This window comes from Candidatus Paracaedibacter symbiosus (genome assembly GCF_000757605.1).
Lineage (GTDB): Bacteria > Pseudomonadota > Alphaproteobacteria > Paracaedibacterales > Paracaedibacteraceae > Paracaedibacter_A > Paracaedibacter_A symbiosus.
The window spans coordinates 191,322-216,704 of the sequence record NZ_JQAK01000001.1 but is presented as its reverse complement, the minus strand read 5'-3'; the positions used below and the strand labels follow the sequence as shown (position 1 = coordinate 216,704).

Sequence of the window (25,383 nt, the reverse complement as noted above, 5' to 3'; positions counted from 1 at the left end):
ACTATACAAAAAATCACTTCCGAATGGATAGGCGGCTCAAGCAAGCAACCTCAGATACAGAGATAATTTCAACTTAAAGGATATGGTTAGGAAAATATATTGATATATTAAATATTTTTATTTAAAAGAAAGTAAAATTTTAAGTAATTTGAGATGAATAAACATCATCCATACTGAAGAATAGATACTTAGTATATTTTCAAGGAAATTAGATATGCACTACCTCCCTCCATTACAGTTAATGGTCAGCCTTATGATAATAATGTTTTTTTCATCTGTTAGTGGAGGAGACTATGAAAAACAAAGTACAAATCTTCCGTCTCAAAAAAGACGAAGGCTAGTTTTTGATATACCAAGTATCGTTATAAGTGATGACAAAGAAAACCACTCGCCCTGTCAGGAGGAGACAAAAAACTTAACAGAAGTACAACCCTTAGCTGATGCAGACCCCCTAACTTTTTTAGCTAAAAGGCCACGCAAAAAACGTGTTTTAGAAAAGCGGTCTGATTCTTTGCTTATACTAAATTCTACAAAGGAATTTTCTTTACCGGCAAAGGCGCCTTTCAGGGGAAGTGTAAATAGTAAAGCTTTATTGGAAAAGGAAGAAAAAGCCTCTTCCGTAACAAAAGATGCCCCAATAGCGCTTTTTTCGCGGCCCTCCAAAGGTATCGTTTCTCTTGATAGGGAGGAAAATAAAAAAAACAATGGCAAGAGATGATTGATGATCAAACAGAGATTTTGGCTATGCCAGGCCTCGCAGGTTTTACGAAAGCAATAACATATCAAAAACGGGGCTTAGCAAAATTGGAACTTTCTCACTATTTAGAGGCTATAGACGATTTTACATTAGCTTTAGATACAGAAGGTAATACAAGCATCACCAAAGCAAAAACACTTAAATATCGCGCCTTTGCAAGAACCCAGCTTAGTTGTTATAAAGAAGCTCTTAAAGACTACAAGGAAATTTTTAACATAGACTCTGATCTTTCCCCCTTATTCTTATCCGAAATTCATACTGCTTGTGCTAAAATCTATCAACTTATTGCTGCTGAAAGACAACCCCTATTTTACTCTGGTGAAAAGGGGGGCTCTGATGCTACCGCCTTAAGAGCCCATTAATTCTGGTCTTCTAGCTGTCATAGTCGCCATATAAGCCCCGGCAGCTATCACCTTTTCTATCAATTGAGATGCCGCTTCAAGGATAAGATCATTCATCATCTTAATGTCAGATGCTTGATAATCAGTCATTTCAACGGCATGCATGTTCATATCTGGGTCCATGGGTAAATGCATCTTATGCCAAGGCCTTTGAGGACAAAGACTTAAAGGCCGTATTCTTGCAGAATCTCTTCTTTAAGGTCATCTTTCCCAGGTCCTTCCAGAACTTCAGAGAAGTTATTCTCTATAAATTTAATATCGTTTTTAATATTTTCTAACTCAGATGTCTCGATTTGAATTTTGTATAAGCTTATCCTAGATTTTAAAGTGAGTTCCTTTTTAGAGTAATAAATAATCTTTTGTTCCCGTAAAGATAGAGATGAGAAGTGATCCATTTTCATCTGAGCCAGCTTTGTTAAATAGTGAGCATATAAAGCATAATTTTTCTTGATTTCGAAACTTTCATCAATATCAGTGGCTAGGTCATGCTTAATTTCTGCGATATGATGGAGGTGAGTCCTGGGTTTATGTTCTAGGGACTGGTAGGACCCCGTTAAATAAATGCTGGCTCTTATAAAATCAGCTTCAAGGGGAGAAATCTGCCTGTCTTCATCTGATTTTATTAAGCTGCGAGGACTGGTTTCTGCGGCTTCATCAAAAAGAAAATTTAAAACCTTGGCAATTTTTTGCCATTTACTTCTTTTTTGTTCTGCTTCAAGGCGGATTTGTTTGTATTCTTCCAGATCCTTACAAAAATGTATGAAAGTAAATAATCTATCTTCTCGCAACTTATACCAGTGAGGTTGCCAAATTCGATATTCTTCCCCCAATGCAAGCTTATTAAAAATTTCTTGTATACTTCCAAATACCCCATTTTCCAAATTATTATAGAATGATAGGTAATCAGGATCATATATATCATCTTTTCCGGAAGATATTCTTTTGTGTGGTACTTGGTTAAGCCATTTAGGCCCCATTAAGATTCCTACACGGCTATCTTTTAAAATATTAACAAGTTGATTAGCTTCTTTGTAGGAGCGGGGAGGAAATTGCTCTAAGAGCCAATCCCTGAAAAAGCCAAGATATTTAAAATCGTCAGGTAATGGTTCTTGATACAGGAGCTTTGTATCTGGATGCTCTCTAAATATATCCTGTAAAGTAAAAGGTTCTACGCGCGTGGCCTCATAAAAAATCTTGTTAAGGACTCTTAAAACAAAAGGGTCATTAAGAATTTGTACTGAAGACCTGTTGGATGGTGATTGGTCATGTTCAACAATCTCTCGAAGCATATCTTTAAGGGAGTTTCTTGCTGGCAGTGAAGGATAGGGCATCCCATATGTCTCTTTCACAGCTTTAATAAACTTCTCTTTTTCTTTGCCTTCAAGAAGATTTGGAACATCATTATTACTCTTTATACGCTCCATAAATTTGAAGAAAATTGAATTTATTACCAGAGAATTAGCAAGAGTTTTATTGCCATTTTCTGTTAGCTCTTTAATTAAGCTTTTGACTTCAACTGAATTATCTTTCAGCCAAGATCTAAAGTTATTATCTTGATTTATTTCCAAAATAACATTAGGTAATAGCTTTGCAGAAAAATGTGTTTCTTGTAAAATTGTTTCTAATGGTGCTTCTTCCTCTAGATCTTTCATCTTCTCTTTTAATGAAGTGATAAAGCTCAAGTCTTGACGCTTGGCAATAGCGTCCTGAACTTCATCACTTAGTAAGAGAGACTTTTTTCCTTGTTCTCTTAAATTAGCATCTGTAATAAATAGATTGAGCCAACCTTCTATATCTTTAAACCATTCTTCTAAAATTTTCAGACGCGCAGGATTTAAATGACTGGCAGATTCATAACTCTTGGCCATAAAGAATTGGGCCATAGAAGCTAAATCATAAACTTGGAAAGGAGAAAGAAGAAGTTTGGCAAGCTCTTCTTTAGAAGCTTTTTCATTGAAATGAACACAATAACGAAAAAATGGGTTTAGCAATTCTTCAAGTTTCATGAACAAAGTGTCCGAGTGACTTGTAAGAGGAATACCTAATTCATTAAAAATTTCCTTTTGCCGCACATTAAAAGTTTCATTATCGACTTCTTCTGTTCCCACCGTCACTGTGCAATTCAACAGAGCTTGTACTGAAGCGAGTTCACGATTATCTTCAAGTTTCGACCAGGGTGTAGCAATTTTTAAAAGGCCATGAGCTTCTAAGATATCATAAATCTTGGTTTTTATTTTTTCTAAAGCTGGATCGTAATTATATATTTTCCCCAAAAAATTTGGGTTTTCTCTCTTAAATTCAGCAAGTCGATGATTAGGTACCAACGCATAAGAATTATTCTTAAATTGATGAAGACCGACCGAAAAAATGTCTGAAGCTGTTCCTCCATAGATTTCACCTAGAAAACCTTTGAAGGGTTCTATTAAGGCAATCGTGTTATCATTAGTCTGTAAGTCAGATTTTTTTGCTTCACCCCTAAATCCACGCATTATACTAGGAACGGGCCCGCCTATACAAAAATGAAGGGTATGGCGGGGTTGGATAACTTGATCTTTTGAAAAAACTTTTATTTCTCTAGGACCAAACTTCATCCCCATGAAGCTTTTTCTTTCTGTCAAACTTGTGCCGGGAATAATAGTATTATTTTTAGGGCAAATGCTCGTTAAATGAACTAATGGTAACTTTTCTATCAGTTGATCAGCTGATAGATTTTCCAAAGCTGTCGAAGCTAAGGAGCAAGTTATTAATGCTTTAAAAACACAAAAAAATCTAACGGTTTTCATTATTTTCACCAATGTTAATTGTATTAAAAAAGAGATAGTTATTATTTGTGGTTTTTACAATAAGTAGTAGCAGGATAATGTAATGCCCTGTAATGCCCCCCGCTTAGCAAGCATATTTTAAGGGGGCCTCCTTCTGTGTTGGGTTGAAAAATTTATGTTCTCTTAGTTTATCAAATCTCTTTCTGACTTTGTACTTCTCAGCATTGGGGGTTGTTTATCAGAAAAAGAATAATTGCTGTGGGGCACGGCCTTTCCTTGTTTGCTATGCCTCGGAGAGACAAGGGAAGCTATTCTCTCACTTAAAGGAGATTGCGCCAAATTAAAGGAAGGTATGCGCAAAGGGGACACTATAGAGGGGCATTCTTTTTTCTCAATTTTATCCTCGATGGGTTGTCCTTTTCTCTCTTGCCCCTTCTCTTTTTCCCTATTTTCTCCTCTTATATACTTTGGCGTTTTTCGATACTCTCGCTTAGAAAGCTTTTCTGCTACTCCCTCACCTGAAGAATTACTATCATCAGATTGTTCTTCTGAATCGTCAGAACTACTTTCTATCTTTTTTGTAGGCGGAAAGGCTTTTGATAAATTTAATTTCTTTGAATTTTTTCCAAGACGGTGAAAAAATGTAGGCTTTTTGCCAGAGGCATCTTTAGTTTCAAAGTGCTCGATCTCATCTAAAGTTTTTTTTGCTTTTTTTGCAATCGGTTTATACCGAGTCAACAGATTTTTTAAGTTGCTTTTATTTTCCAAAGATTGTCGAATTTCTTTATCAAAATTTTTGACCACATCTTCAATAAAATTTTCAGAAAAAGCGTTCTCATAATACTCATCAAAGATGTCCAGGTAAAAATTTACGTCAACGGTAGGAGAAAGCCTTTTCAAAAAATTAACGGATATTCTATAATCTATTTCTTGTAGCCTAAAACTGTCTCCCAGAGTTATAATAGCAGCGTGATTCTCTTTTAGAAATTCTCTAAGCTCTTGGCAGATACTAGCTGTTCCTTGCAATGTTTGAATAAGCACTTTTATTTTTTCGCGCTCTTTTTTTAATTGCATTAATTCTTCTATTAATTCCTCTGAAAAGCTATCCAAAGAAAGCCTTTTTTCTATTAAAGAGCACTTTTTTATTAAAGAGCACTTTTTACTGTAATGAGAAATATGAGATTGTACTTGAGTGAGCAGCTTTTCTTGGACCCACGTTTTCCCTTTTATTTCTGAAAGTTCTTTTGCAAAATCTTTTAAAGAAGTAAGAACTTCTTTTTGAGTTTCCACTTTCTTTTTGAAACTATCTTTTCTCAAAATTTCTCCATCCTCCTTAACATCGAAATGAATAAAGTCTTCAGGAATCTCTCCTTCTTTTCTTAAAAGGAAGTGCTTTCTATCCATCCAGAAATTTAAAGCACTTTGATTATAAGTGGGCAAAGAAAGGATTTCTTCACTAAAAACTGAAAATTTTTTATTATTTCTCATTAAAGTGGCCTTTGGTATAAAAGGCTGCATATCCTTAAGTAATTTGTCATATTGTTGTCTTTTTAGTCGGGACATAGGCTCTTGATATGTTGCTATTTGATGATCACACTCTACAATTAATTTTTCTCTTTCTGTGTGGCTAAGATTTTTAAGATTCCCGTGGTTTTGAAGAGCTATATGATCAAAAAGATATCTTTCTTTTTCTGCGGCGTGAAGAAGAACACTATTTGAGAAAATAATAAAAAGAATAAACACTATCACTTTAACTAATTTATATTTGATGTCATTTAAAAGAATCATTTTGAAAATCTCTCTTCAATATTTTTTATTATCAATAGATTGTTGACTCTTATTAAGTGAATTAGTTGAGGGTTCTAATTTCTAAAGAGTCCTATAAACTGAGTAACCTATTCAAGTTTTTGGATACCTAGGCTTCTAGAAGGACAAGGAGAAACGTTAGTTTTTCCTCCTAAGACGATTTTCAATTTATTATCCTCCAAGCCTAAAACCATTGCTAACTTAAGGATTCTTGCTGAAATCCTTAATGTGCTGTTAAATTTTATTATACCTTTTTTTAGAATTTTAAGAAAAATAAATATTATCGATTGTAAGTAAAAAACTAACAGCTATAGGTATCGTCATCAACTATGTTGTAGGGATTTAAGTTTAGCATTAGCAATGATAACGATTTTACTTTACGCATAAGGGCAGGGGGCTTGTTGCGTAAATGGGATAGAAGGATAAACTCCTCCCTTTCCCTCACACTTATTAGATTTTAACTGATACCAGCATGCCAAGGTTCGTAAATCTCGCATTGTGCTTACGATCAATTACCTCTTTATATCGGTACATCGTATTTTCTATTCGTGCGTTCCTGCCATAATCATTATTAAGGGAGAGCAATACACAATGGCTGGATGAATTTTTTGTATTTAAATCAAACTATTATAAAAAAGTAAAACATTACTATTATTTCTCTTTGAGCCCTATAAAATAATGCATTATAATTTTTTGTTGAATAGAAAAACTTATACCGATTTATCTCTAAATTTATGGTTTCCAAAAAAATAGGAGAGATACACCCACCCTATCAAAAAATTAGCTTTGTATAATATTTTTATTTTATATTCACTATTTTATATTTTTTGACTCAAAGGAAAATTGAATGGCTTCTCATCCTTACCAGTTTTATAGAGACTTTTATGATAATTCGTCCCACATGAGGATACTGGCAATTAATAATCCTTATAAATTTAAAATAGTTAATTGTACGAGGCCATTCTTAGAAGTTTTAGGTTATACAAAAGAGGAGCTGCTAAGTTTTCGATCTATGAAAAGTCTATATCATCCTGATTGTTATGAAGCTTTGGATCAAGCTAGGTGCTTATATTTAAAACAAGGTTTCCTTCAAAATTATGAACTAATTCTTAAAGCAAAAAATGGCAAGAAGATCTCTGTTTATTTGAATATTTTAGCGGTAAAAGATTATGAAGGAAATATCCTCTATAATCATTGTTTATATAAAAATATTTCTGATTGCGGAGATAAAGATATTTCAAAGACTGTCAAAGCCCAGCAATATCTGGAATCCTTAAATAAGGCATTTATAGAAGTGCAGGATTTCTATCAATATTTCTATGATTTTTACGAAAATGCTCCCGATATGTTTGTCTCTATGGCAGGTGGAGATATAGAAAATGTAGGTATTACACATTGCAATGACACTATTGCTCAAAAGCTAGGTTATTCAAAAGAAGAAATCCTGGCTATGAACATGTATGATTTATATCATCCTGACTGCCTTGAGGAAACAAAAAGGATGAGGAAACATTTTCTTATCCACGGATATGTAAGCAATTGGGAGCTTCAACTTAAGAAAAAGAACGGTGAAAAAATTCAGGTTTCTTTAAGTTCAAAAAGTAAGAAAGACAGCCAGGGATGCATTATCAGTAGTATTAGCATGTGGCGAGATATAACGGACTTGGTAGAAACGCGGCGTCAGCTTCAAAAATCAAATGACTTGCTGACTCTTCAAAATGAAGAAATAAAAACACTTATGCACCTTATGTCGCATGATATTCAGGGGCCTATACGCGGAATTGAAAATTTTACACAATTTATCCTCGATGAAAGTAAAAAGGTTTTGCCAACTTCTACTTTAGATCTCCTTTATAAAGTGCAAAGAAATGTCAGAAAACTTCATTATCTTACACGAGATATTCTTTCTTACTTTTTTAAAGGCTCTTCGGCAAGCATAGAAGAAACCAACTTAAAAGATATAATAAACCAACTTTCCGTCTATCTTGATATACCTTCATCGATAAAAATCCGCTTAGAAAGTAATATCCATACTTTTAAAACGAAAAAAATCCTTTTAGCGCAAGTTTTCTATAATCTGATCTCCAACGCTATTAAATACCATCATAATCCAGATAAAGCGGAAATTTATGTAGAAGGGGTAGATAATAATAAAGATTTGCTTTTTATTATCAGAGATAACGGCCCTGGTATCCCGCCGGAATTTCATGAAACTGTGTTCGAACCGCTCAAAAGACTTAAAGCTGTGAAAGAAGTTGAGGGGAGTGGAATGGGACTTGCTATAGTCAGGAAGATAATTACTCAAGAGGGCGGCAAGATTGACCTAGAATCTGAAGCAGGTAAGGGGGCTACTTTTACTTTTACTTGGCCGAAATAAAGGGTAAGCCATGATTCGTGTGTAAGGTTACGTTAAGGATTCAAAAAGGGTTGAAAGGGTTTTGTTTTCTGAGGCTCACAGAAGCTTTATTTTTTGTGAACCAGGACATCTTTAGAATATGGCTATACTCTTCGCGGCGCACCAAAATAAAGTCACCTCAAATCTGCTGACCATAATCCCGCTTCTTCAGGTATTGTGGGTATATTAGTTGAATATTAACTAATAAAAACTATCTTTTCTTCTATCTAAGAGATTTAAAAGGAGAATAGATTATGAAATTTACTCTCGCAGCTCTTGCACTGTCGGCTCTTTTAACAACTCATGCCTCGGCTCGTGTTTCTACTAATGACCTTGGCTTCCCATGGAATGCTCCGGCTGACACCTGGGATAGTGGTGACTTATCCTATGAAGAAATGTTTGGCGAGGAGATGGCAAAAAATGCCATGTGGCATATCAATCTCCCAACGAAAGCTTCTGAGGCAGTCAGCCAGTTTCTCTCAAATCCTCTGATTCGGGATTATCTTATTCGGGAAACCCAAACATGGGACAACTTGTCAGGACCTGTAATTCAGGCCTATGTCACCGCTCCATCCGTTCTTAATGAGAGAACTGGCGAGAATTTTAAGGCAGCTGCTGCACCCGACTCTATCAGCGCTATCAAGCTACTGTCGCTACAAAGAAACCTGTTGCCCCACGAAGCAAAAATTTCTTATCTCTTGAACCCAAAAATGGAGAGTGGAGAATATCTATCAGAGGATCAAAAGGCACATGTCCTCCAGTATATTAAGAATAATTTTCCGCAAAGAGGAGTGCGGGAATATATCGATATAATGCAAGGATTTTCAACAGACTAATTAATGCCAATTATAGTTTGTCTGTAAAATTTTGATGCAAAAAGTCATTTTCTAACAGAGGGGGCGGAAAATGATGGCAGTAAAAGCTTTATTAGAAGGATATAGACTGACTACAGTGGAGATTTTATATCGCTTGCCCGATCATCCACACTTACTCCAGGCTTTTATCTGGCAGGATTATGATCTTCCCCCCGAGTTTCCTAGGCTCATGCATTTTTTGGAATTTTGGGCACAGTCTATCGACGGAAAGCTGTATTCTGTTCAAGTGGCTAGCGCTGGCCCCCTCATTTTGTCATCCAATCGGTTAGCTTCTTTTTATGGCAAGTTTTAAAAGTTGACAAGGCTTAGTAAATTGATTTATTTACTTAAATGTAAGATCGATAATTATGCATTTCCAAGCCTCTAGGTAATCCCTAGAGGCTTTTTTTATTGTCCAAAGAGTAGGACCTCAAAAAAATGAAACGTTTTTGGAAAACTTTGACAAAGGGCTTGGAGCAACCAAAAAAAACTGGTAGATCAACTGCCCCTTATGTTGCCTACAATCTATTAGGTAGGCCAGTATGGACACCGCGTGATTATCAGCAATTGGCCGATGAGGGATATCAGAAAAATGTGATTGTTTATCGGTGTGTGAATCTCATTACTCGTGGGATCAGCAGCATTCCATGGTTGCTCTATGATCGTGATGCGGAGGTTGAACGGCATCCCATTTTGGAGCTTCTCCATGTTCCTAACCCACGCCAGGCAGGATCGGCCTTTATGGAATCGCTCATGGGGCATTTGCTGCTTTCCGGCAATGCCTATATCCAGGCAATTTTTGATGGAGACAATCTTCCTTGTGAGCTTTATCCTTTAAGGCCCGATCGCATGAAGGTAATTCCCGGAGAATCTGGAACGCCTCTAGCCTATGAATATACCGTTGATAATGCCAAGCGCTATTTGAATTGTGATAGAGAACAAGGAAATGTGGCGGTATTGCATTTTAAACACTTCCACCCTCTCAATGATTGGTACGGAATGAGCCCCATCGAAGCCGCTGCAAGATCTATTGACCAACACAATGTCGTGGCCGAACATAACTTATCCTTGTTGCAAAATGGTGGAAGGCCTTCAGGAGCGCTGATGTTTAGGCCCTCACCCAATGGAACGCCGCTCACCGATAGTCAACGCGAAGGGCTGCGCGAAGATATTAAAAATATCTACGAAGGAAGTACAAATGCTGGCAAAGTTCTCGTACTAGAAGGGGATTTTGACTGGAAAGAAATGGGGCTTAGCCCAAAAGATTTAGACTTCATTGAAGGAAAAAACCTCTCGGCCAGAGAAATTGCGCAAGCATTCGGCGTACCGCCCATTTTGGTAGGAATTCCAGGCGATGCAACTTTCGCTAATTATAAGGAAGCTCGCTATCACCTATGGGAAGATACAATTGTGCCGCTAATTGAGTCAATTGTCGCGGAGCTTAATCTTTGGTTATGTCCCTTTTTTGATAAAAACCTAAGGTTAGGCTATGACCTTGATTCTATTCCCGCATTAGCACTCAGGCGCGAGGCAACGTGGAACAAAATTTCCACAAGTAACTTTTTAACAATCAATGAAAAGCGTCAAGCGGTGGGATACTCACCTATTCCTGGCGGCGACATCTTGTAATTCTTATGCTTATGGCCAACTAGCGGCTCAAAGTGGCGCTTCCGATACGCATGAACACTAGCTCTCATTATGATTTATTTTTATTAATGGAGGATAAATGCAGCAACAATATATAGCAAATTTAACGATTAAAAGCCATCAGACCGATGGCTTTTTTTGTGGCTACGCCAGTGTTTTTCACCTCAAAGATCACCACGGTGAGATCATCACTCCCCATGCGTTTAAAAAGTCTTTGGACCAATGGAAAGCAAATGGTGGCATGCCAAAGCTGTTGTGGCAGCATGATCAAACACGCCCCATTGGTGTTTGGCATGAGATTTATGAAGATGACCATGGTCTGTTTGTAAAGGGACAATTGCTCTTAGATTTGCAACAGGCACGGGAAGCTTATGCGCTCTTAAAGGCAGGAATCATCGATGGGATGTCTATTGGGTTCAGACCCCTTAAGACACGAAAATATGGCAAAAATCAGGATCGATACATTGAAGAAATCGATCTGCAAGAAATATCGCTTGTCACTTTTGCAGCTAACGATCAAGCCAAAGTAACGGCGGTAAAGACGTTCGAGGGGGGGAGAATGATCCTCTTGCCAAACAATCAACGCACTCTAAGGAGAATAAAATGACTGATATGCTTAATGAACGACTCAACCAACTTGATAATCTTATTGAAAAATCAACACAAAGGATTGAAAAAATGGAAATTTCTCTACAACGTCCAGTATTTTCTGAAAAAACAACAAGCACAAAGTCAACAGGTTTTTCCAATTTTGTTCGTAAAGGAATTGAGGACTTTAACCAAAAATCTTTGAGCTCCCAAACTGAAGATGGAGGCGGTTATCTTATTCCACATCCGATAGTGCAGTTGATTAATCAAGGCATTGCGAGCTATTCGGTGATCCGTCAACTCGCCTCTCATACCAGTATTAATTCCGATTCTCTAGATCTGTTATTGGAAAAAAATGAAAGTGAAGCCGGCTGGGTTGCAGAGACCGAGGACCGTCCGGAAACCGGAACGCCAGAACTTGCTAAAATCCGCATTCCGGTCCATCAAATCTATGCCAAACCACGGATCAGCCAAAAATTGTTAGAGGATGCTTCCATCAATATCGATCAGTGGATTTCCGATAAAATCGCTGATAAGTTCGCCAAAATCGAAAACACAGGTTTCCTTTTTGGAGACGGTAAAGGTAAGCCACGCGGTATCTTAACCGGTGAAACTTGTGAAATTAATAAAGAAGAATGGGGCAAAGTGTCAACTCTAACGACTGGTGCTGAGGGGGACTTTGTCAATGCCGATCAGATTTTAGAGGTGGTTTATGCGTTGAAATCTAAATATTTACCAGGAGCTGCTTGGATTATGCCACGCTCTGTCGCCTTTAAAATCGCCAAAATGAAGGACAAGCAAGATCAGTACATCTGGCAAGGTTCATTAAGTGCAAATCAGCCAAATACATTGCTCGGCTACCCCGTTTATCTGTGCGATGACATGGTTCAGGAAGAAAGTCCTCTGCGAATCGTGTTTGGTAATATCAAAGAAGCATATCATGTTGTTGATCGTACTCAAATGTCTATGCTGCGCGATCCATTCAGCGCCAAGCCATATGTCGAATTCTATGCGACAAAGCGCGTAGGTGGTGACTTGGTTAACTGTGAGGCTTTGAAGTATATCAAGCTTGTTAAGGAATAAATTCATCATCTGAACTTTCATTTATTCCTAGTTGAAGGCATCGCTCCCTGGTAATCTCCTCGTTTTATTTTCGAGGGGATTGCTTGCAATGCCTTAACCCAATTTTCAAGTTGTTGAGGGTATATACCCCAAATAAAAAGGGAAAAATGCTATGCTACGTCAATTAACCACCTCCACTGTATTGCCAATTACATTGGCTCAGGTCAAGGCGCATTTACGTCTTGATCATGCTGACGAAGATGATTATTTGACATTTTTAATTCAAAGTGCAGTGGAAGCAGTGCAAAACTACACCGGTCGATCGCTCATGCTTCAAACCTGGGAAAAGACTTATTATCAAAGCCAGCATTATCGCAGCAGAATCAGTAAACAAGTGGACTTACCAATCACAGTGTCGCTGCCTCATTCCCCGTTGCTGAAAATTAATTCTGTTGTCGGCACCCATACCCGTAAAATACCCCAAGAGATTACTCAGTACGATCTGAAATTTCAGGGAGAGTTGGCGATCATTGAGATTGATCAGCTTTTCTCAAAGGTAAAGATAGTTTATGAGGCAGGATACGGCGAACGGCCAGAGGCAATTCCAGCTGATATTCGCCAGGTGATTTTGCAATTGGTAGCGCTGTTTTATCAAAAACGACAATCATTCCTCCTCACAGAGGAGCCCTATCTCGCTGCCTTAATGCAACCTTACCGAATTTTCAGGCAGGTTTAAAATGCATCCAAGATACATGACAGAGCGAATCACTTTTTTAAAAAGACGCATTGGTGAAAATCAATTTGGTGAGCGTATAGAAGAGTATATGGAAGTGGGAAAAGGTTGGGCTGCAATCAAATTCAAGTCAGTTGACTTTGGTGCTGGGGAGTCAGAAAAAAGTATTGTTTATCAAGCGACTATGCAAAGATCAATCCCTAAATTTCACCGATTCATTTGGCGCCAACAGCACTATGCGCTGAAATCAGCGGTCATCGTTGAGAGCAATCGTAATACTGTGACAATGTTTGTTCAAGCTGTCTAGGCTCAACTGCACCTAATTTCCCCAAATTCATTTTTGTAGGTATGGAGGGCAAGAGGACCTAAAAGAATTCGGGGCGTCAACTATTTGTTAATAAATGAAATGCTACAGCTAAAGTAACAAGAGCAAAACTCTAAGAGGTTTTTTATGGCAGATTTTCAAATATTTAGCTTGATAAAGCAGTATCTAAAGGAAAAAATGGGAGATCAAGCTATTTACTTTACGCTTGATCATGACATGCAAAAACCGTGTTGTGTGATTGAGCTGGAAGAGTTTTGGTCCAACAGCATCGCCTTAAATGAGGGGATTAAATCAAAAATTACCTTTAAAACTACCTGTTTTTCCGATGACAATTTATTGTCAACACAAGTAAGCCAATCCCAACAAATTGTGAGGTTATTGGATGGATTAAATCTTCAACTGGATGATGGGACCAAAGCCCACGTGAAGTTTTCCCAAACACGCGTTAATGCTCCTATACAAACAGCCCCGCAATCAGTCAGTCAGTTTTTTGAAACCGTGTTGAGGAATAATTAATGGCAGAGCAAAATCAAAATACGACCCCCTCACAGACGCTACTTGAGCAAATCACCGAAGAGCTTTCTCGCCATAACCGCGGCCTCGTTACAGAATTACCCCGCTGGATGCAGTAAAAGTCAAAGGATTCTAGACTAGGGGCCGGACACCTAAACCACGCAAAAACGATTTGGAGGAGGTGAGGGGCGAGAGAGCTTAAGAAAATTAGTGAGGAAATCATGGAAACAACTTTAGTTTTAAGTCGAGGTGGCCTGCCACCAATGTCAGCCCGCGGGTGTATTCAAGAATTAACTCCGATCACTCAAGGCCAATTTAAGAGAACCGTAAATGGTGATTTAATTTTCATGGGGATGCAGGGAAAAAAATATAAAACAACCATTTCTTGTCAAGATACAACCGTTCTTGCCACTGATGGTTTAATTCCGGGTGCAATTATTGAGGTATCATGTATTCAAGTATTATGGCAAAAGGTGGTTGGCGGTAAAGCAGCGTTGGAGCGACCACCTGTTTTAGGGTCTATTACCGTTGTTGATGAAAATAAAAATCCTGTCCAACTTATTCGCTGCGAAGAAGGAAATATTGAGGTTGCGACAACCGAGATTGCCTATGTTTGCTACCGGCCAATTTTGGCGATGCGGATTATCTCTTATACCCTCAAGACCAATGAATGGGGAGTAAAATCAGGGTGGAGTTTGGAACTCGAAGAGGTATAACTATAAAGATTATGGATAATTCCCGCACGCATATACTTTAGGACGTTTCTGGTGCGGGGTCTCGAAATTAATTATACTTGCTTCCTATTTTTTATAGTTGACCGACCACAATTAAATCTTATTTTTTTTCTTAGCTTCGTAGTAGCTGATGTAGAACGTGGCGGCAATAATCAAAGCAGCCCCTTCTAGAATCAACGCCATGGGTACTTCACTGAACAGAAGGAATCCGATAAGCGCAGAGAAAATCAACTCAACATAGCGGAATGGCATCAGCGCTGAGGCATCTGTAGCTGAGAAGGCGCGAATCAAACAAACTTGAATGAGGTTAGCCCCAATCCCCAAAAGGATAAGAAGACCTAATTCTGCCAATGTAGGTGTTTGCCAAAAGATAATCGCGGGGATAAAGGCGCCTATTGTCGTTCCAAAGGCAAAGTAAAACAACATAGAATAGGTGTTTTCAGTAGCCACCATCTTTTTTGCCAAGATATCGAGCAAGGCAAACTGGAATGCTGCTGCCATCGGGATTAAAGCTACGAGGTTAAAGGTTTCTGAGCCTGGTTGAATGATAATTAACAGCCCAGCAAAGCCAAACAAGGTGGCAATCCAACGCGGTGCATCTACTTTTTCCTTTAACAATAAAACAGCCAGCGGCAAGAAGAAGAGAGGCTGAGAAAACATAATTGTCGTGTTTTCCGAAAGGGGCATAACGTTGACAGCATAACAGCACGCCCCAATAGCTCCAACTCCAAGAATGGCTCGGAAGACATGTAAATGCGGACGGTTTGTTTTAAAGAGAGTTAATCCGCGGGACATCATCAATGGCACAACAGTGATCATGCTGAAAAGAAAGCGAAAAAAGATAATTTCAGCCACGTGTAAACGCTCACCCAAGTAACGCATTAAAACGTCATTAGAAACGCTAACAAGACAGATCATGCATGCCCAAAAAGCGCCCTGTAAGTAGCCTTTTTGGAAAAACCAACTCGAAAGAATAATCTCTTTAAGCCAATTATGAGTTGATTGGCTAGAAGCGATTTTATCAATTGTTTCGAGGGACGTATCAGTAGGTGATTGTGACATATAAGTATATTTTTTCATTTTTATAACTTTTATCTGCACCAGATATAAACCTCCTCCCCCCAAATGTCGATAGGTAATATGAGGATAAGATGAGATTTTTTTTGAATTGGATAGATGTGAACTCACTCCCCACCGGGGAAGAGATCACAAAAACAGATCTAGATATTCTTGATCTTGTTATAACACAGCGGGAGGGAGAAATCGCTCTTTGTCAACTAACCGTCCCCCTTACTTCTCCACTGAAGCAGAATAGTCAGGCAATTTTGTTTGTTGAGGTAGAGGGTAAGAGGACTCCTCTATTTAAGGGGAAGTTGATGGATCTTCCCTTACAAATCAATGATTGGCAACAGGTGATTGAGTTTTATGCTATCCCTTACGATGCCAAAGAAAAGCTTGCACAGCTGCGAGATGAAATCCAGCAATCCGGAAATTGGGATGAGTTGTTTATTGAGGAATCATCACGCCAAGATCCAGTTGAAGCATTGGAGGCGACTCCGTCACTTTTCTGTTGGGATCCGGTAAGTCATGCCGTGGAGCTCTCCGACTTATTTCAGGGAAGAAGGATACGGAAATATGACGAGACACAGATCTTAAAAGATACCCTTAGTATCAAAATTGCAGGCCTTCCAAAACCCTATATTAAAGTCTCAGTTGTGGCTGAATGGATCCAGGAAGTCAGGGGCGAGCTTAATCTTTTCCCGCTCATTGAAAAGCATTTTAACGGAGGAAGAATTAATACATTGACAGCAAAAGGGTTAATATCAAGCTGGCCCAGAACTGGGCAAATTTTGGGCAGATCCGGTTACGCAGTTGTCGAAAGCAGGTTGGCGCCTTTTACGCCAGGAACAACAGGTAGCCTTGGTCTTTATCCCCAAATGACCCAAAAAATTATCTTTGCTGATGAGCCAGTAAAATCTGTCCATCTCAAACACTCTTGGTTTACAGGCAAGCTAAAATTGGAGTGGAATTATCGCCAACGACGGCGTGAGATTACAACCTTTAAGTTGCACCATCAAAATCAATTATTGCAGCGGTCGGAGTTCAAAAAGCTTGATCTTGTCTTGAATCTTGCAGATATAAGTCAGCAGCTGCCTTCTCCCTCAGCGCCCAGTTTTTTTGAGACAGAGCGGGGCAAAAAGGCGATTATGCATGCCATTAAAATCGCCAGATGTCACCTAGCCGCGTCAGCTCGAGGTATCGAAGTTTCTTTTAAAGTTCCTTTTGCGGAAGCGATTTCCCTGAGTATGGATGACTCAATCCAGATCCGTCACCATGCTTTTCATGGCGACTCTGCTACTGGAAAGCTGGTTTCTTATAAGCTTAGTGCCAGCTTTGAAAAGTCATGGGCTGAACTTAAAGTTGCTATTGCAGCTGGAATAGGGGAAGAGGGGCTGCCAACAACAATTGAGCTTGACGCAGAAACGCCACTTGCGGGGTTGCCGGCTCTCGAAAATCTGAACTTAAATGATTTTGTGGAGGCCACATCAGTGCGAAACCAAGCAAATGAACAGCTTAAAGCTATCCATGAAGCTCCTCCAAAAGATTTGAACGCGCTGAAGCAATTGCTTGTTGAACATCAAACAGAAGTGAACCTGAAGCTCAAAGATATCAGATCTGTGGATGTTTTAGAGCGGCGGTTTTTCGTGACAACGCCACTTATGTGGAGTGCGCCATCTCAAATAAATGTGGAAGGAAGTTAAATGAAGTTTCACCAAAATTTTAATAAGCTGTCGATTCGGCCCTATGGCCAAGGCTACCAAGCGCCCTCCACAGCGTTATTTAATACAGAGGTAACCGCAATTCAAATAGCCCCAACAGAAGAAGATATTGAAACAGTTGAGCTAGTGCAAATGCCAGATTTTATTGAAGTTTTAGTAGATATAGTCTCGGTACCATTGCCTCAGGAAAGTTTTATGGCAACATATCAGTTCGACGATGTGATTTGGCCCTCGGTTCCTCTTTACCCGCTAGACGAACCTCAATTCGTTAGGGCATTGAAACTAATGTATGGCGGCAGACTCAAAATACGTGACAATGAAATGCACGAGTCTGTGCCAATCAGGGGGAAAAACATCAAAGGTTTTGAAGTGGTTGTTGATGAAAATGAATCTGTCTACACCCATAAATTTGATGTACAAAATAGCTCAATTGATTTCTATGTAAAGCAAATTCGCGATGTTGTGCCAATTTGGTCTTGTGGCGGGTTCTACCGACCTAGCTTGGCTTTAGATCAAATTCAACAGGTTTTTTGCTCCATTTCTGAATATAACGGAAAAACTCTGGCGCGAAAAACATTGTTGCATCAGTGGAATGATCAAGGGTTTTATCCTCCGTTTACTGCGGAAAAAGATAATCAAAAAACCATTTTTAAAACCAATCACCAGGAACTTTATGTGAAGTTTATCGATACCATTTGTCGTGGTGAGGCAGTTTTAAAACTGATTAATCCACAATCTAACGAAGCAACAGCGTCGTTTATTTATCGATCCGTCGATATCAAAGAGGCTGGGATTGGCAAGGCTTATCTTCATTTCCAGCTTATATCTTGATCATCAGTGAAATAAAGAATTTTTCAAAAAGAAAAGGGTAAAAAATGACACCAGATATCCAAATTCTTGCCCGAACAATTTATGGTGAAGCAAGAGGAGAATATAACAAGGTGAATGGTGGTATTGCCGCCTTGATTGCCGTCGCTAACGTTGTTGTAAATCGGACGAAACAGCGCACGTGGTTTGGAAAAACAATTGCTGAAGTTTGCCAAAAACCCTGGCAGTTTTCTTGCTGGAATGTGAATGATCCAAACCTTCGCTTGCTGCAGGCCAACACTATCCTAGATCCCATTTTTGAGGTTTGTTTAATGGTTGCAACAAAAGTCATCCAGGGGGAGTGGCCAGATTTAACAAAAGGATGCGATCACTACTACGCAGTAAGCCTGAAAACACCCCCTCCTTGGGCTCAGGGGCGGGTCCCTAAATGCCAGATTGGTCAACATCTTTTTTTTGATTTGAAAGAGAGGCATTAAATGACACTTCCCCTTATTTCAGCCGCTTTAGGTTTGACCCAATTTGCTCCCAGTATTGCAAAATGGCTGGGGGGAAACGAGGCCGAAAAGATAGCAACAACGGTGGTTGACTTGGCCAAGAAAGTCACTGGAGAAGATGATTCATTAGTGATGATTCAAAAGCTCCACAATAATCCTAATTTGGTTATCGATTTTCAAAAAGCAGTGATTCAGCTGGAATCAGAACTTGAATTTATGCACTTGCGCGATCGCCAAGACGCCCGCGCTAGAGATACCGCCCTAAATCAGTCCGGGAGAATTAATATACGTGCCGATATCATGGTGACCTGTGCCGCTGGCGGGCTCATCAGTTGTCTGGTGTCGCTTGCATGGTACTGCGATAATTTACCAGGAGAAGCCGTTGGTATTATCTCCACAATCGCTGGGATTTTTGGGGCGTGTTTGAAGGACGCCTATGCCTTTGAATTTGGTTCATCCCGAGGCAGTAAGATTAAAGATACAACCGTAGCTAATATCATTGAGCGCAACGGCTTATAATTTAAAAGTGATTTGCTATTACTCGTTTGTAATGAGGTAAAAATGCAAAAACTTTTTAAAAAAGATTGGAAAAATAATGACATTTCAAGAACGTGTATATTTCATGGCTTCATCACGACCAAAAAGTTTTAGTAAGAAGGCCAATGCCTGGCCTTTTGGCGTTTCAAGAAGAGGATCTTCTTTGCAAATACGTCTGGCTTCTTTATTAGCTAATGATAAAAGTGTAGAGCAAATTTCAGGATGCTCAACAAAGTCAGCAATTTTAAATCCGGGCATTCCGCTTTGACGCGTGCCAAGCACATCGCCTCCACCGCGAAGTTTCAAGTCTGCTTCGGCAATTTTAAATCCATCGGATGTTTCGCGCATGGTCTCCAAGCGTTTGCGGCCCACTTGGCTAAGTTGTTTGCCGTATAGTAAAATGCAGGTGCCAGGTTTGTCGCCTCGGCCAATCCGGCCACGAAGCTGATGGAGTTGTGCGAGGCCAAAACGCTCAGCATGCTCAATAATCATGATAGTTGCCGCCGGGACGTTGACGCCCACTTCAATGACAGTTGTTGCAATTAAAATGTCAACATTGCCGTTGATGAAGTGATCCATCACCGCGTCTTTTTCTTGGGCTTTCATCTGGCCATGGACGAGGCCAACGCGGGTTTCAAAAATTTGTTGGAGATGCAAAAAGCGATCTTCAGCAGCAGAGAGGTCCAGGGCTTCAGATTCTTTTACCAAGGGGCAAACCCAAAAAATTTTGGCGCCTTCTTCAAGAGCGCGTTTCGCCCCTTCCACGATCTCCTCAAGGCGATCAAGATTAATAACTTTTGTTTGGATGGGCAATCGGCCTGCTGGTTTTTGGGCAATAATCGAGACATCCATATCACCATAGTTAGCAAGCTGAAGGGTACGAGGAATAGGGGTGGCAGTCATGGCAAGAACATCAGGGTTATAACCCTTACTACTGAGTTGTAAGCGCTGTTCAACGCCAAAGCGATGCTGTTCATCAATCACAGCAAGGCCTAATTTTTTAAACTCAACTTTATCTTGAATAATCGCGTGGGTCCCAATGATTAAGTCAATTTCGCCACTCGCCAATTGGTCTAGGATTTTGGTTTTTGCTTTGCCTTTTTCACGGGCAGTTAAGATGGCCGCTCTCACACCAATTTGGGCGACAAGGTCGATAATTGTTTCCGCATGTTGACGTGCCAGGATATCCGTTGGCGCTAACATCGCTGCCTGATTACCAGCCTCAATTGCCTTGAGCATGGCGATTAGCGCCACCACTGTTTTACCACTGCCAACATCACCTTGAATTAAACGTGACATAGGATGGGGCAAGGCCATATCCTCAAAAATCTCGTGCACGACATGTTTTTGCGCGTCGGTTAGCTCAAACGGCAAGGCACTAAGCAATTTTTGTACCAGCTGACCACCTCCTTTTTGAGTAAGTCCTGGAAGAGTGCGTACTTGGTGTTGTCTGGCAAGCTGCAATCCTAGTTGATGAGACAGAAACTCATCAAAAGCCAATCTCTGCCTGAATTTTGATTGTAATGACAGATCAATTGTGGTTTTAGGAGCGTGCACCGCTAGAATCGCCTCGCGCCAACTAGGCCAACCATGTTGTTTGACATGAGCTTCATCCAACCAATCAGGAAAGTTTGGGATGCGGGAAAGAGCTTGGTTAATCGCGCGCTGAACGCATTTATTGGTTACCCCTGTGGTGAGAGGGTAAATCACCTCATGGGTGATGAGATGTTGAGCGTTAGCCGTATCAAGTACAGCATCTGGATGAGCGATCTTGGCCTGCGAAAGATAGCGATCCACTTTGCCAATAATGATTTTGCGAGCGCCGACAGGATATAGCTTTTGTAAATAAGGTTTGACGGCATTAAAATAAATAATCTCAAAGGTATGCCTGCCATCTGTACACATAATTTTATAAGGTTTCGTCCGTTGTATGCTGGGAGTATGACTTAAAATATCAACTTCAATAATTATATTTTCCCCGGATTCCGCCTGGAGAATTGACTGAATGGGACGGTATTGAATAATATTAGAAGGAAGATGCAAAAGTGCGTCCACAACCCGGGCACCTAAGAGGCGTTGAAATAAGGATTTGCGCCTGCCTTCAATGCCTGGCAGCGTTTCTAATGGAGCAAAAAGCGGGTGAATTGGGATGTTCTGCATGTAGTTTATGAATGTAAGTTTTTACTCCAGTCGATATTATAGCTAAGCAGCGTTTCTTCAAAGTGTTTTGGTGGGGGGGCGGTAAAAGTAAATTTATTGCCATTGCAATCTGTGACACTAATGGCGCGAGCATGCAAGTGCATGTTTTTACTAACTTCAGTCGCCTCCCGGCCACCGTATTTGCCATCTCCGATAATAGGGCAGCCGATGTATTGACAGTGCACACGAATTTGGTGAGTTCGGCCTGTTTCTGGATTTAATTCTAGCCAAGTAAGTTCAGGCTTTCGCTTAGAAATAAGTTTTTTAACGGTTCGGTAAACAGTGATAGCTTTTTTGCCATGCTTTTCGTCAACCACCATTTTTTCTTTATCAGCTTTTTCTTTTATTAAGGGGGCTTTGACTTTGCCAATACCTGGTTTAGGATGCCCCAGAACAACGGCCCAGTAAGTTTTAAAAATATTGCCTTCTTTGAATAATTCGGTTAAATGCGTTGCCACACCCAGCGTTTTAGCAATGATGAAAACGCCGCTGGTATCACGGTCAAGGCGATGGACCAAACGGTAACGTTTGTTTTTGATTTTACCTAAGGCTTGTAAGTAGCCATCTATGTGCTTGGTCGTTTTGCTGCCTCCCTGAACCGCAAGCCCGCTGGGTTTGTTGAGGACCAAAAAATCTTCATCCTCCCAAATTACGAGGGATTCTAGCCAGGCAATTTCGTCAGAAGAAAGAGCAAGTTCAGGTGTTGGTTTTTTCACCGGCGTTATAGTTTCTAGCTTTTCTTGAAGGCTTGCTAGGTCGATATAAACATTCACCACATCGCCGTTTTGGATACGCTCACTGGATTTTACTTTTTTATCATTTAGCTTAATTTTGCCTTGCCGCAGGAGTTTCTCAAGCAATCCTTGCCCCAAATGAGGAATTTGGCGCTTGAGCCAACGGTCAAGACGAGCAGATTCAGTATCTTCAACAACAAATATTTGTGGCTGTTTAGGTGGCATCGTTTATTTATTCTTATAATAGGTTTGGGCCTATTATATCGCTGTTTTAAGATGATGTGCAAGCGTTTGCTCGTAGCTACCCTTGCAAAAGCGCCAAATAATAATTATTGAGGATTTTACGCAAAAAAAAGTACGTTCTTAGGAGATTTCGGAGGGTAAATGGTTTTTCCTAATGATCTGCCATACGATATTTCACCGACCACCTTAAGGCGTAGCTGCTGGTGTAGACAAAAGTTGAAGGGGAAGAACAGGGCAAGAATTGATAATAATTAAGTTAAAGATTACCTTGAAATCTGCTTGACATAATTGGATGGCTTCAAGTTAATTGAAGATAATATTTTTTGCTTACTTTTCTGAAAAATTAATGATCCAATTTTATAAAGCTCATGGTCTGGGCAATGATTTTGTAATTTTTGAGGCGCCGGAAAATTTACTTTTATCCCCAACCCTCATTCAGAAAATTGCAGATCGAAGGCATGGCATTGGATGTGATCAAGTCATTGTTTACCGTGAACTTTTCCATCACAACTACCATGTACGTTTTTATAATTCCGATGGAGGAGAAATTGCGGCATGCGGGAATGGATCTCGCGCTTTAGGGCGATTGCTATTTGACAGGGATGGTAAACCAGATCAGACGCTTTCATTTCACACAAAAGGCGGCATTTTAAAGGTTTTCAAGCAAGCTTCCCAGCAAATTCAGATAGAATTGCCAATGCCCAAATTCCATTGGACGGAAATCCCACAGCACCATGAGGGATTACATGCTCTACCTATTATTGAAGGCCAAATCTCTCCTTACTATACTCTGAATGTTGGAAATCCCCACCTGGTCGCGTTTTTTGAAAATGTTAGCCTTATTGATGTTATAAAAATAGGCCCGATGCTGGAACATCATTCACTATTTCCCCAACTCATTAATGTTTCCTTTGCAGAAGTCAGGGGACAGCAACATCTTAAGCTTATTGTTTGGGAGCGGGGTAGCGGCTTAACAGGTGCATGTGGGACCGCAGCATGCGCCACAGCGGTTTTAGCAATCCGGGAGGGATTGGTTGAGGGGCCCGTAACTGTCACGCAGCCCGGCGGTGATCTTATAATCGAGTGGAAAGAAAACCAGCCGATTCTAATGACCGGGCCAGCAACAATTACTTTTCGTGGTGAATTTGATTTTGGCGGAGATATTTAATGCCTAAAAAGTTGATGATTTTTGATTGTGACGGGGTGTTGGTCGACAGCGAAATTATTGCGCATCGAGTGGTCGCAGAGGCTTTGCAGAAAGTTGGTTGTGCGATTTCGGTTGAAGAAAGTATACGCTATTTAACGGGCATTAATCGTCAGCACTCAAGAGAATTATTGCGAGAGATGTATGGAGTTAATATTTCTGATGCTTTTTGGGAGGAGGAACAAGAGCGAGTCATAAAGGCATTTGAAGGCGAACTTAATGCTTTAAATCTCGACGTCTTACAGAAATTGTCTTATTACAAAACAGAAATTTGCCTGGCTTCTAGCAGTCAGCGTCGGCGTGTAATCACAGCCTTATCAGTTACTAATCAGCTACAGTATTTTGAAGGAGCAGCTATTTTTACGTCACAGCAAGTAAAACACGGCAAACCGGCACCAGACCTTTTTTTATTGGCTGCATCTACCATGGGTTATGCTCCAAAAGAGTGTGTCGTCATTGAAGATAGCCCTGCTGGAGTTGAGGCGGGATTGGCTGCAGGGATGACTGTTATTGGGTGCAGCCATGCAAGATTTCCTTGGTATCAAGAGTGGCTTAAGACTTATCCCATTCAAGTCTCTTCTTTATAGTTTATCGATAATGAGGGAAATCCTATTAAAAATAGCATGAATATCTGCAAATATCTTAAATATTACACAAAAACAGATGTTTAATTTTTATCCTAACACCATTGAGAGTGCTGATTAATCTAGGGCATTAAACTTTTATCAAAAAATAAAAAAGGGAAGGGGCTGTGTTGAGGTCAATGCAGATTCCTCTCTTTTCTCCAGAGATAACAGGCGCAAGCGTTTATTTTTTAAAAAAGCATTGCTTTTAACCATATCTAAAGGGGAGGTTACTAAATTGATAGGTAAGGAAATTTAAAACTGAATGATATGCCGATGGTACAAAGTATCCAAAAATTACGCGCCATTGCCAATGATTATGAGGTCTTCATCATTGATCTCTGGGGCGTTATCCATAATGGTATTAAAGTTTTCTTACCTGCAATAGAAGCCTTAGAGCACTTAAAAAAAGCTGGAAAGATAGTTTATCTTGTTACGAATAATCCCAAAACGAGTGCTGAAAATATTGTCAAATTGACAGGCATGGGGCTATCTTGTGAATTTTATACCGAAATGATTTCAGCTGGACAAAAGTGCTTGGAGATGTTTCTTAATAATGAAATTCTGCCTGATCGACCTCGACCGCTTAGAGCCCTCATTTTAGAAGAAGGATTGGCTTGTACTTGGGATAAAGTAGCGGGTCTTACGCGAGTCCCTGCTCTTTGTGATGCAGATATTATTCTTGGTTTTCATATTGCAGAAGAAATTATCGATATGTCCAATTATAAATCTATGCTAGAAGAAGCGTTGGGTCACAATATCTTATTCGTTTGTTCGAACCCGGATATGTACGCAACAAGGAATAATGAAAGATTTGCTAGAGTTGGCTTACTCGCAAGGACTTATGAGCAAATGGGGGGGCCAGTTATCTATGTGGGCAAACCTTACCCATCAATTTATGAGGAGATTCTAGAAAAACATCGTAATAAGCGGATTTTGATGATTGGTGACTCCTTAATTACCGATATTAAAGGAGCAAATCAGATGGGGTTTGATGGGATGCTTGTTTCCATGGGAAATCACAAGGAGGAGCTTTCGAAAGTTCCTTCAAATGAATTACAAAATTTCTTTATCCGAAAAGGAATTGTCCCGACTTTTCTCTGCCCCCAATTATTATGGTAGGTTCTCTTGGCTGTCTACCCAAAATACTGGAAGAGAAGAAGA

Annotated in this window: 25 protein-coding genes and 1 pseudogene; 19 read left to right on the top strand and 7 right to left on the bottom strand. The window is 39.8% G+C overall.

Features of this window, described 5'->3' with window-relative positions:
* Positions 1–214: 214 nt before the first annotated feature.
* Together IG80_RS0101055 and IG80_RS0101050 are read left to right on the top strand one after the other, a co-directional pair.
* On the top strand, positions 215–718 hold the full coding sequence (locus IG80_RS0101055) for a hypothetical protein (protein WP_032112233.1): 504 nt from the start codon (positions 215–217) through the stop codon (positions 716–718).
* A complete protein-coding gene (locus IG80_RS0101050; protein ID WP_032112232.1) occupies positions 715–1,119 on the top strand; it encodes a hypothetical protein in 405 nt (134 codons plus the stop codon). Before IG80_RS0101055 ends, IG80_RS0101050 begins: the two co-directional genes overlap by 4 nt.
* Here the strand turns inward: IG80_RS0101050 and IG80_RS14885 are convergent.
* The 4 genes and pseudogenes from IG80_RS14885 to IG80_RS16665 form a co-directional block, all read right to left on the bottom strand.
* Positions 1,105–1,281 carry a hypothetical protein gene (locus IG80_RS14885; RefSeq protein ID WP_156961984.1) on the bottom strand — a complete coding sequence of 59 codons (177 nt, stop codon included), beginning with the start codon at positions 1,279–1,281 and terminating at the stop codon, positions 1,105–1,107. The genes IG80_RS0101050 and IG80_RS14885 overlap by 15 nt on opposite strands.
* Before the next feature lie 41 nt (positions 1,282–1,322).
* The gene (locus IG80_RS0101045) at positions 1,323–3,941 is read right to left on the bottom strand and encodes a hypothetical protein (protein WP_032112231.1); all 2,619 of its coding nucleotides are present in this window, start codon (positions 3,939–3,941) and stop codon (positions 1,323–1,325) included.
* Positions 3,942–4,103: 162 nt separating this feature from the next.
* Positions 4,104–5,708, bottom strand: coding sequence for a hypothetical protein (locus IG80_RS0101040; protein ID WP_032112230.1), 1,605 nt, complete (start codon positions 5,706–5,708; stop codon positions 4,104–4,106).
* Between the two features lie 468 nt (positions 5,709–6,176).
* Positions 6,177–6,296 (bottom strand): annotated as a pseudogene (locus IG80_RS16665) (IS5-like element ISParac1 family transposase); the annotation flags it as partial.
* 277 nt (positions 6,297–6,573) lie between these two features.
* Here IG80_RS16665 and IG80_RS0101035 point away from each other — a divergent pair.
* The 10 genes from IG80_RS0101035 (at position 6,574) to IG80_RS0100990 (ending at position 14,559) form a co-directional block, all read left to right on the top strand.
* On the top strand, positions 6,574–8,103 hold the full coding sequence (locus tag IG80_RS0101035) for a PAS domain-containing sensor histidine kinase (RefSeq protein ID WP_032112229.1): 1,530 nt from the start codon (positions 6,574–6,576) through the stop codon (positions 8,101–8,103).
* A gap of 272 nt (positions 8,104–8,375) precedes the next feature.
* Positions 8,376–8,957, top strand: coding sequence for a hypothetical protein (locus IG80_RS0101030; RefSeq protein ID WP_032112228.1), 582 nt, complete (start codon positions 8,376–8,378; stop codon positions 8,955–8,957).
* Positions 8,958–9,027: 70 nt separating this feature from the next.
* Entirely contained in the window at positions 9,028–9,288 is a 261-nt protein-coding gene (locus IG80_RS0101025; protein ID WP_198027058.1) for a hypothetical protein, read from the top strand.
* A 125-nt stretch (positions 9,289–9,413) separates the two neighbouring features.
* Complete coding sequence (locus IG80_RS0101020; RefSeq protein ID WP_084756016.1) at positions 9,414–10,604, top strand: phage portal protein; 1,191 nt, start codon at positions 9,414–9,416, stop codon at positions 10,602–10,604.
* Positions 10,605–10,701: 97 nt separating this feature from the next.
* Positions 10,702–11,229 (top strand): HK97 family phage prohead protease, encoded by a 528-nt coding sequence (locus IG80_RS12255; protein ID WP_052045826.1) that lies wholly within the window; start codon positions 10,702–10,704, stop codon positions 11,227–11,229.
* Positions 11,226–12,293 (top strand): phage major capsid protein, encoded by a 1,068-nt coding sequence (locus IG80_RS0101010; protein WP_052045824.1) that lies wholly within the window; start codon positions 11,226–11,228, stop codon positions 12,291–12,293. The genes IG80_RS12255 and IG80_RS0101010 overlap by 4 nt, the downstream gene beginning before the upstream one ends.
* 151 nt (positions 12,294–12,444) lie before the next feature.
* Positions 12,445–13,008 carry a head-tail connector protein gene (locus IG80_RS0101005; RefSeq protein ID WP_032112227.1) on the top strand — a complete coding sequence of 188 codons (564 nt, stop codon included), beginning with the start codon at positions 12,445–12,447 and terminating at the stop codon, positions 13,006–13,008.
* Between the two features lies 1 nt (position 13,009).
* A complete protein-coding gene (locus IG80_RS0101000) occupies positions 13,010–13,312 on the top strand; it encodes a phage head completion protein (RefSeq protein ID WP_032112226.1) in 303 nt (100 codons plus the stop codon).
* Between the two features lie 144 nt (positions 13,313–13,456).
* Positions 13,457–13,846 (top strand): hypothetical protein, encoded by a 390-nt coding sequence (locus tag IG80_RS0100995; RefSeq protein WP_032112225.1) that lies wholly within the window; start codon positions 13,457–13,459, stop codon positions 13,844–13,846.
* A 218-nt stretch (positions 13,847–14,064) separates the two neighbouring features.
* Positions 14,065–14,559 carry a hypothetical protein gene (locus IG80_RS0100990; protein ID WP_032112224.1) on the top strand — a complete coding sequence of 165 codons (495 nt, stop codon included), beginning with the start codon at positions 14,065–14,067 and terminating at the stop codon, positions 14,557–14,559.
* A gap of 111 nt (positions 14,560–14,670) precedes the next feature.
* Here the strand turns inward: IG80_RS0100990 and IG80_RS0100985 are convergent, their stop codons facing one another.
* Positions 14,671–15,657, bottom strand: a complete 987-nt coding sequence (locus IG80_RS0100985; protein ID WP_084756013.1) for a DMT family transporter — start codon at positions 15,655–15,657, stop codon at positions 14,671–14,673.
* A gap of 71 nt (positions 15,658–15,728) precedes the next feature.
* Here IG80_RS0100985 and IG80_RS0100980 point away from each other — a divergent pair, with 71 nt between their 5' ends.
* From IG80_RS0100980 to IG80_RS13005, 4 genes are read left to right on the top strand one after another with little or no spacing between them, the layout of a single operon-like run.
* Positions 15,729–17,339: a hypothetical protein gene (locus tag IG80_RS0100980; RefSeq protein ID WP_032112223.1), complete on the top strand. Its 1,611-nt coding sequence runs from the start codon at positions 15,729–15,731 to the stop codon at positions 17,337–17,339.
* Entirely contained in the window at positions 17,340–18,188 is an 849-nt protein-coding gene (locus tag IG80_RS0100975; protein WP_032112222.1) for a hypothetical protein, read from the top strand.
* A 44-nt stretch (positions 18,189–18,232) separates the two neighbouring features.
* Complete coding sequence (locus IG80_RS0100970; protein WP_032112221.1) at positions 18,233–18,661, top strand: cell wall hydrolase; 429 nt, start codon at positions 18,233–18,235, stop codon at positions 18,659–18,661.
* Positions 18,662–19,198, top strand: coding sequence for a hypothetical protein (locus IG80_RS13005; protein ID WP_052045822.1), 537 nt, complete (start codon positions 18,662–18,664; stop codon positions 19,196–19,198).
* Positions 19,199–19,282: 84 nt separating this feature from the next.
* Here the strand turns inward: IG80_RS13005 and recG are convergent, their stop codons facing one another.
* Positions 19,283–21,376 (bottom strand): ATP-dependent DNA helicase RecG, encoded by a 2,094-nt coding sequence (recG, locus tag IG80_RS0100960; protein WP_032112220.1) that lies wholly within the window; start codon positions 21,374–21,376, stop codon positions 19,283–19,285.
* A gap of 5 nt (positions 21,377–21,381) precedes the next feature.
* Positions 21,382–22,374: an RluA family pseudouridine synthase gene (locus IG80_RS0100955; protein WP_052045820.1), complete on the bottom strand. Its 993-nt coding sequence runs from the start codon at positions 22,372–22,374 to the stop codon at positions 21,382–21,384.
* 364 nt (positions 22,375–22,738) lie between these two features.
* Here IG80_RS0100955 and dapF point away from each other — a divergent pair, with 364 nt between their 5' ends.
* The 3 genes from dapF to IG80_RS0100940 all read left to right on the top strand — a co-directional run bounded on the left by dapF (position 22,739) and on the right by IG80_RS0100940 (position 25,341).
* Positions 22,739–23,560 carry a diaminopimelate epimerase gene (gene dapF, locus IG80_RS0100950; protein WP_032112219.1) on the top strand — a complete coding sequence of 274 codons (822 nt, stop codon included), beginning with the start codon at positions 22,739–22,741 and terminating at the stop codon, positions 23,558–23,560.
* Positions 23,560–24,183: an HAD family hydrolase gene (locus tag IG80_RS0100945; RefSeq protein ID WP_032112218.1), complete on the top strand. Its 624-nt coding sequence runs from the start codon at positions 23,560–23,562 to the stop codon at positions 24,181–24,183. The genes dapF and IG80_RS0100945 overlap by 1 nt, the downstream gene beginning before the upstream one ends.
* A gap of 312 nt (positions 24,184–24,495) precedes the next feature.
* Complete coding sequence (locus tag IG80_RS0100940) at positions 24,496–25,341, top strand: TIGR01459 family HAD-type hydrolase (RefSeq protein WP_198027056.1); 846 nt, start codon at positions 24,496–24,498, stop codon at positions 25,339–25,341.
* Positions 25,342–25,383 lie beyond the last annotated feature (42 nt).

Bases quoted from the DNA above. Each gene is read 5' to 3' on its own strand.
- IG80_RS13005 (WP_052045822.1), top strand. From the start codon at position 18,662: ATGACACTTCCCCTTATTTCAGCCGCTTTAGGTTTGACCCAATTTGCT.
- IG80_RS0101025 (WP_198027058.1), top strand. From the start codon at position 9,028: ATGATGGCAGTAAAAGCTTTATTAGAAGGATATAGACTGACTACAGTG.
- IG80_RS0100945 (WP_032112218.1), top strand. From the start codon at position 23,560: ATGCCTAAAAAGTTGATGATTTTTGATTGTGACGGGGTGTTGGTCGAC.
- IG80_RS0101000 (WP_032112226.1), top strand. From the start codon at position 13,010: ATGCATCCAAGATACATGACAGAGCGAATCACTTTTTTAAAAAGACGC.
- IG80_RS0101040 (WP_032112230.1), bottom strand. From the start codon at position 5,708: ATGATTCTTTTAAATGACATCAAATATAAATTAGTTAAAGTGATAGTG.
- IG80_RS0100985 (WP_084756013.1), bottom strand. From the start codon at position 15,657: ATGAAAAAATATACTTATATGTCACAATCACCTACTGATACGTCCCTC.
- IG80_RS0100975 (WP_032112222.1), top strand. From the start codon at position 17,340: ATGAAGTTTCACCAAAATTTTAATAAGCTGTCGATTCGGCCCTATGGC.
- IG80_RS0101035 (WP_032112229.1), top strand. From the start codon at position 6,574: ATGGCTTCTCATCCTTACCAGTTTTATAGAGACTTTTATGATAATTCG.
- IG80_RS14885 (WP_156961984.1), bottom strand. From the start codon at position 1,281: ATGGACCCAGATATGAACATGCATGCCGTTGAAATGACTGATTATCAA.
- IG80_RS0101055 (WP_032112233.1), top strand. From the start codon at position 215: ATGCACTACCTCCCTCCATTACAGTTAATGGTCAGCCTTATGATAATA.
- dapF (WP_032112219.1), top strand. From the start codon at position 22,739: ATGATCCAATTTTATAAAGCTCATGGTCTGGGCAATGATTTTGTAATT.
- IG80_RS0101005 (WP_032112227.1), top strand. From the start codon at position 12,445: ATGCTACGTCAATTAACCACCTCCACTGTATTGCCAATTACATTGGCT.
- recG (WP_032112220.1), bottom strand. From the start codon at position 21,376: ATGCAGAACATCCCAATTCACCCGCTTTTTGCTCCATTAGAAACGCTG.
- IG80_RS0101020 (WP_084756016.1), top strand. From the start codon at position 9,414: ATGAAACGTTTTTGGAAAACTTTGACAAAGGGCTTGGAGCAACCAAAA.
- IG80_RS0101010 (WP_052045824.1), top strand. From the start codon at position 11,226: ATGACTGATATGCTTAATGAACGACTCAACCAACTTGATAATCTTATT.
- IG80_RS0101045 (WP_032112231.1), bottom strand. From the start codon at position 3,941: ATGAAAACCGTTAGATTTTTTTGTGTTTTTAAAGCATTAATAACTTGC.
- IG80_RS0100940 (WP_198027056.1), top strand. From the start codon at position 24,496: ATGGTACAAAGTATCCAAAAATTACGCGCCATTGCCAATGATTATGAG.
- IG80_RS0100970 (WP_032112221.1), top strand. From the start codon at position 18,233: ATGACACCAGATATCCAAATTCTTGCCCGAACAATTTATGGTGAAGCA.
- IG80_RS0101050 (WP_032112232.1), top strand. From the start codon at position 715: ATGATTGATGATCAAACAGAGATTTTGGCTATGCCAGGCCTCGCAGGT.
- IG80_RS0100955 (WP_052045820.1), bottom strand. From the start codon at position 22,374: ATGCCACCTAAACAGCCACAAATATTTGTTGTTGAAGATACTGAATCT.
- IG80_RS0100980 (WP_032112223.1), top strand. From the start codon at position 15,729: ATGAGATTTTTTTTGAATTGGATAGATGTGAACTCACTCCCCACCGGG.
- IG80_RS0101030 (WP_032112228.1), top strand. From the start codon at position 8,376: ATGAAATTTACTCTCGCAGCTCTTGCACTGTCGGCTCTTTTAACAACT.
- IG80_RS12255 (WP_052045826.1), top strand. From the start codon at position 10,702: ATGCAGCAACAATATATAGCAAATTTAACGATTAAAAGCCATCAGACC.
- IG80_RS0100995 (WP_032112225.1), top strand. From the start codon at position 13,457: ATGGCAGATTTTCAAATATTTAGCTTGATAAAGCAGTATCTAAAGGAA.
- IG80_RS0100990 (WP_032112224.1), top strand. From the start codon at position 14,065: ATGGAAACAACTTTAGTTTTAAGTCGAGGTGGCCTGCCACCAATGTCA.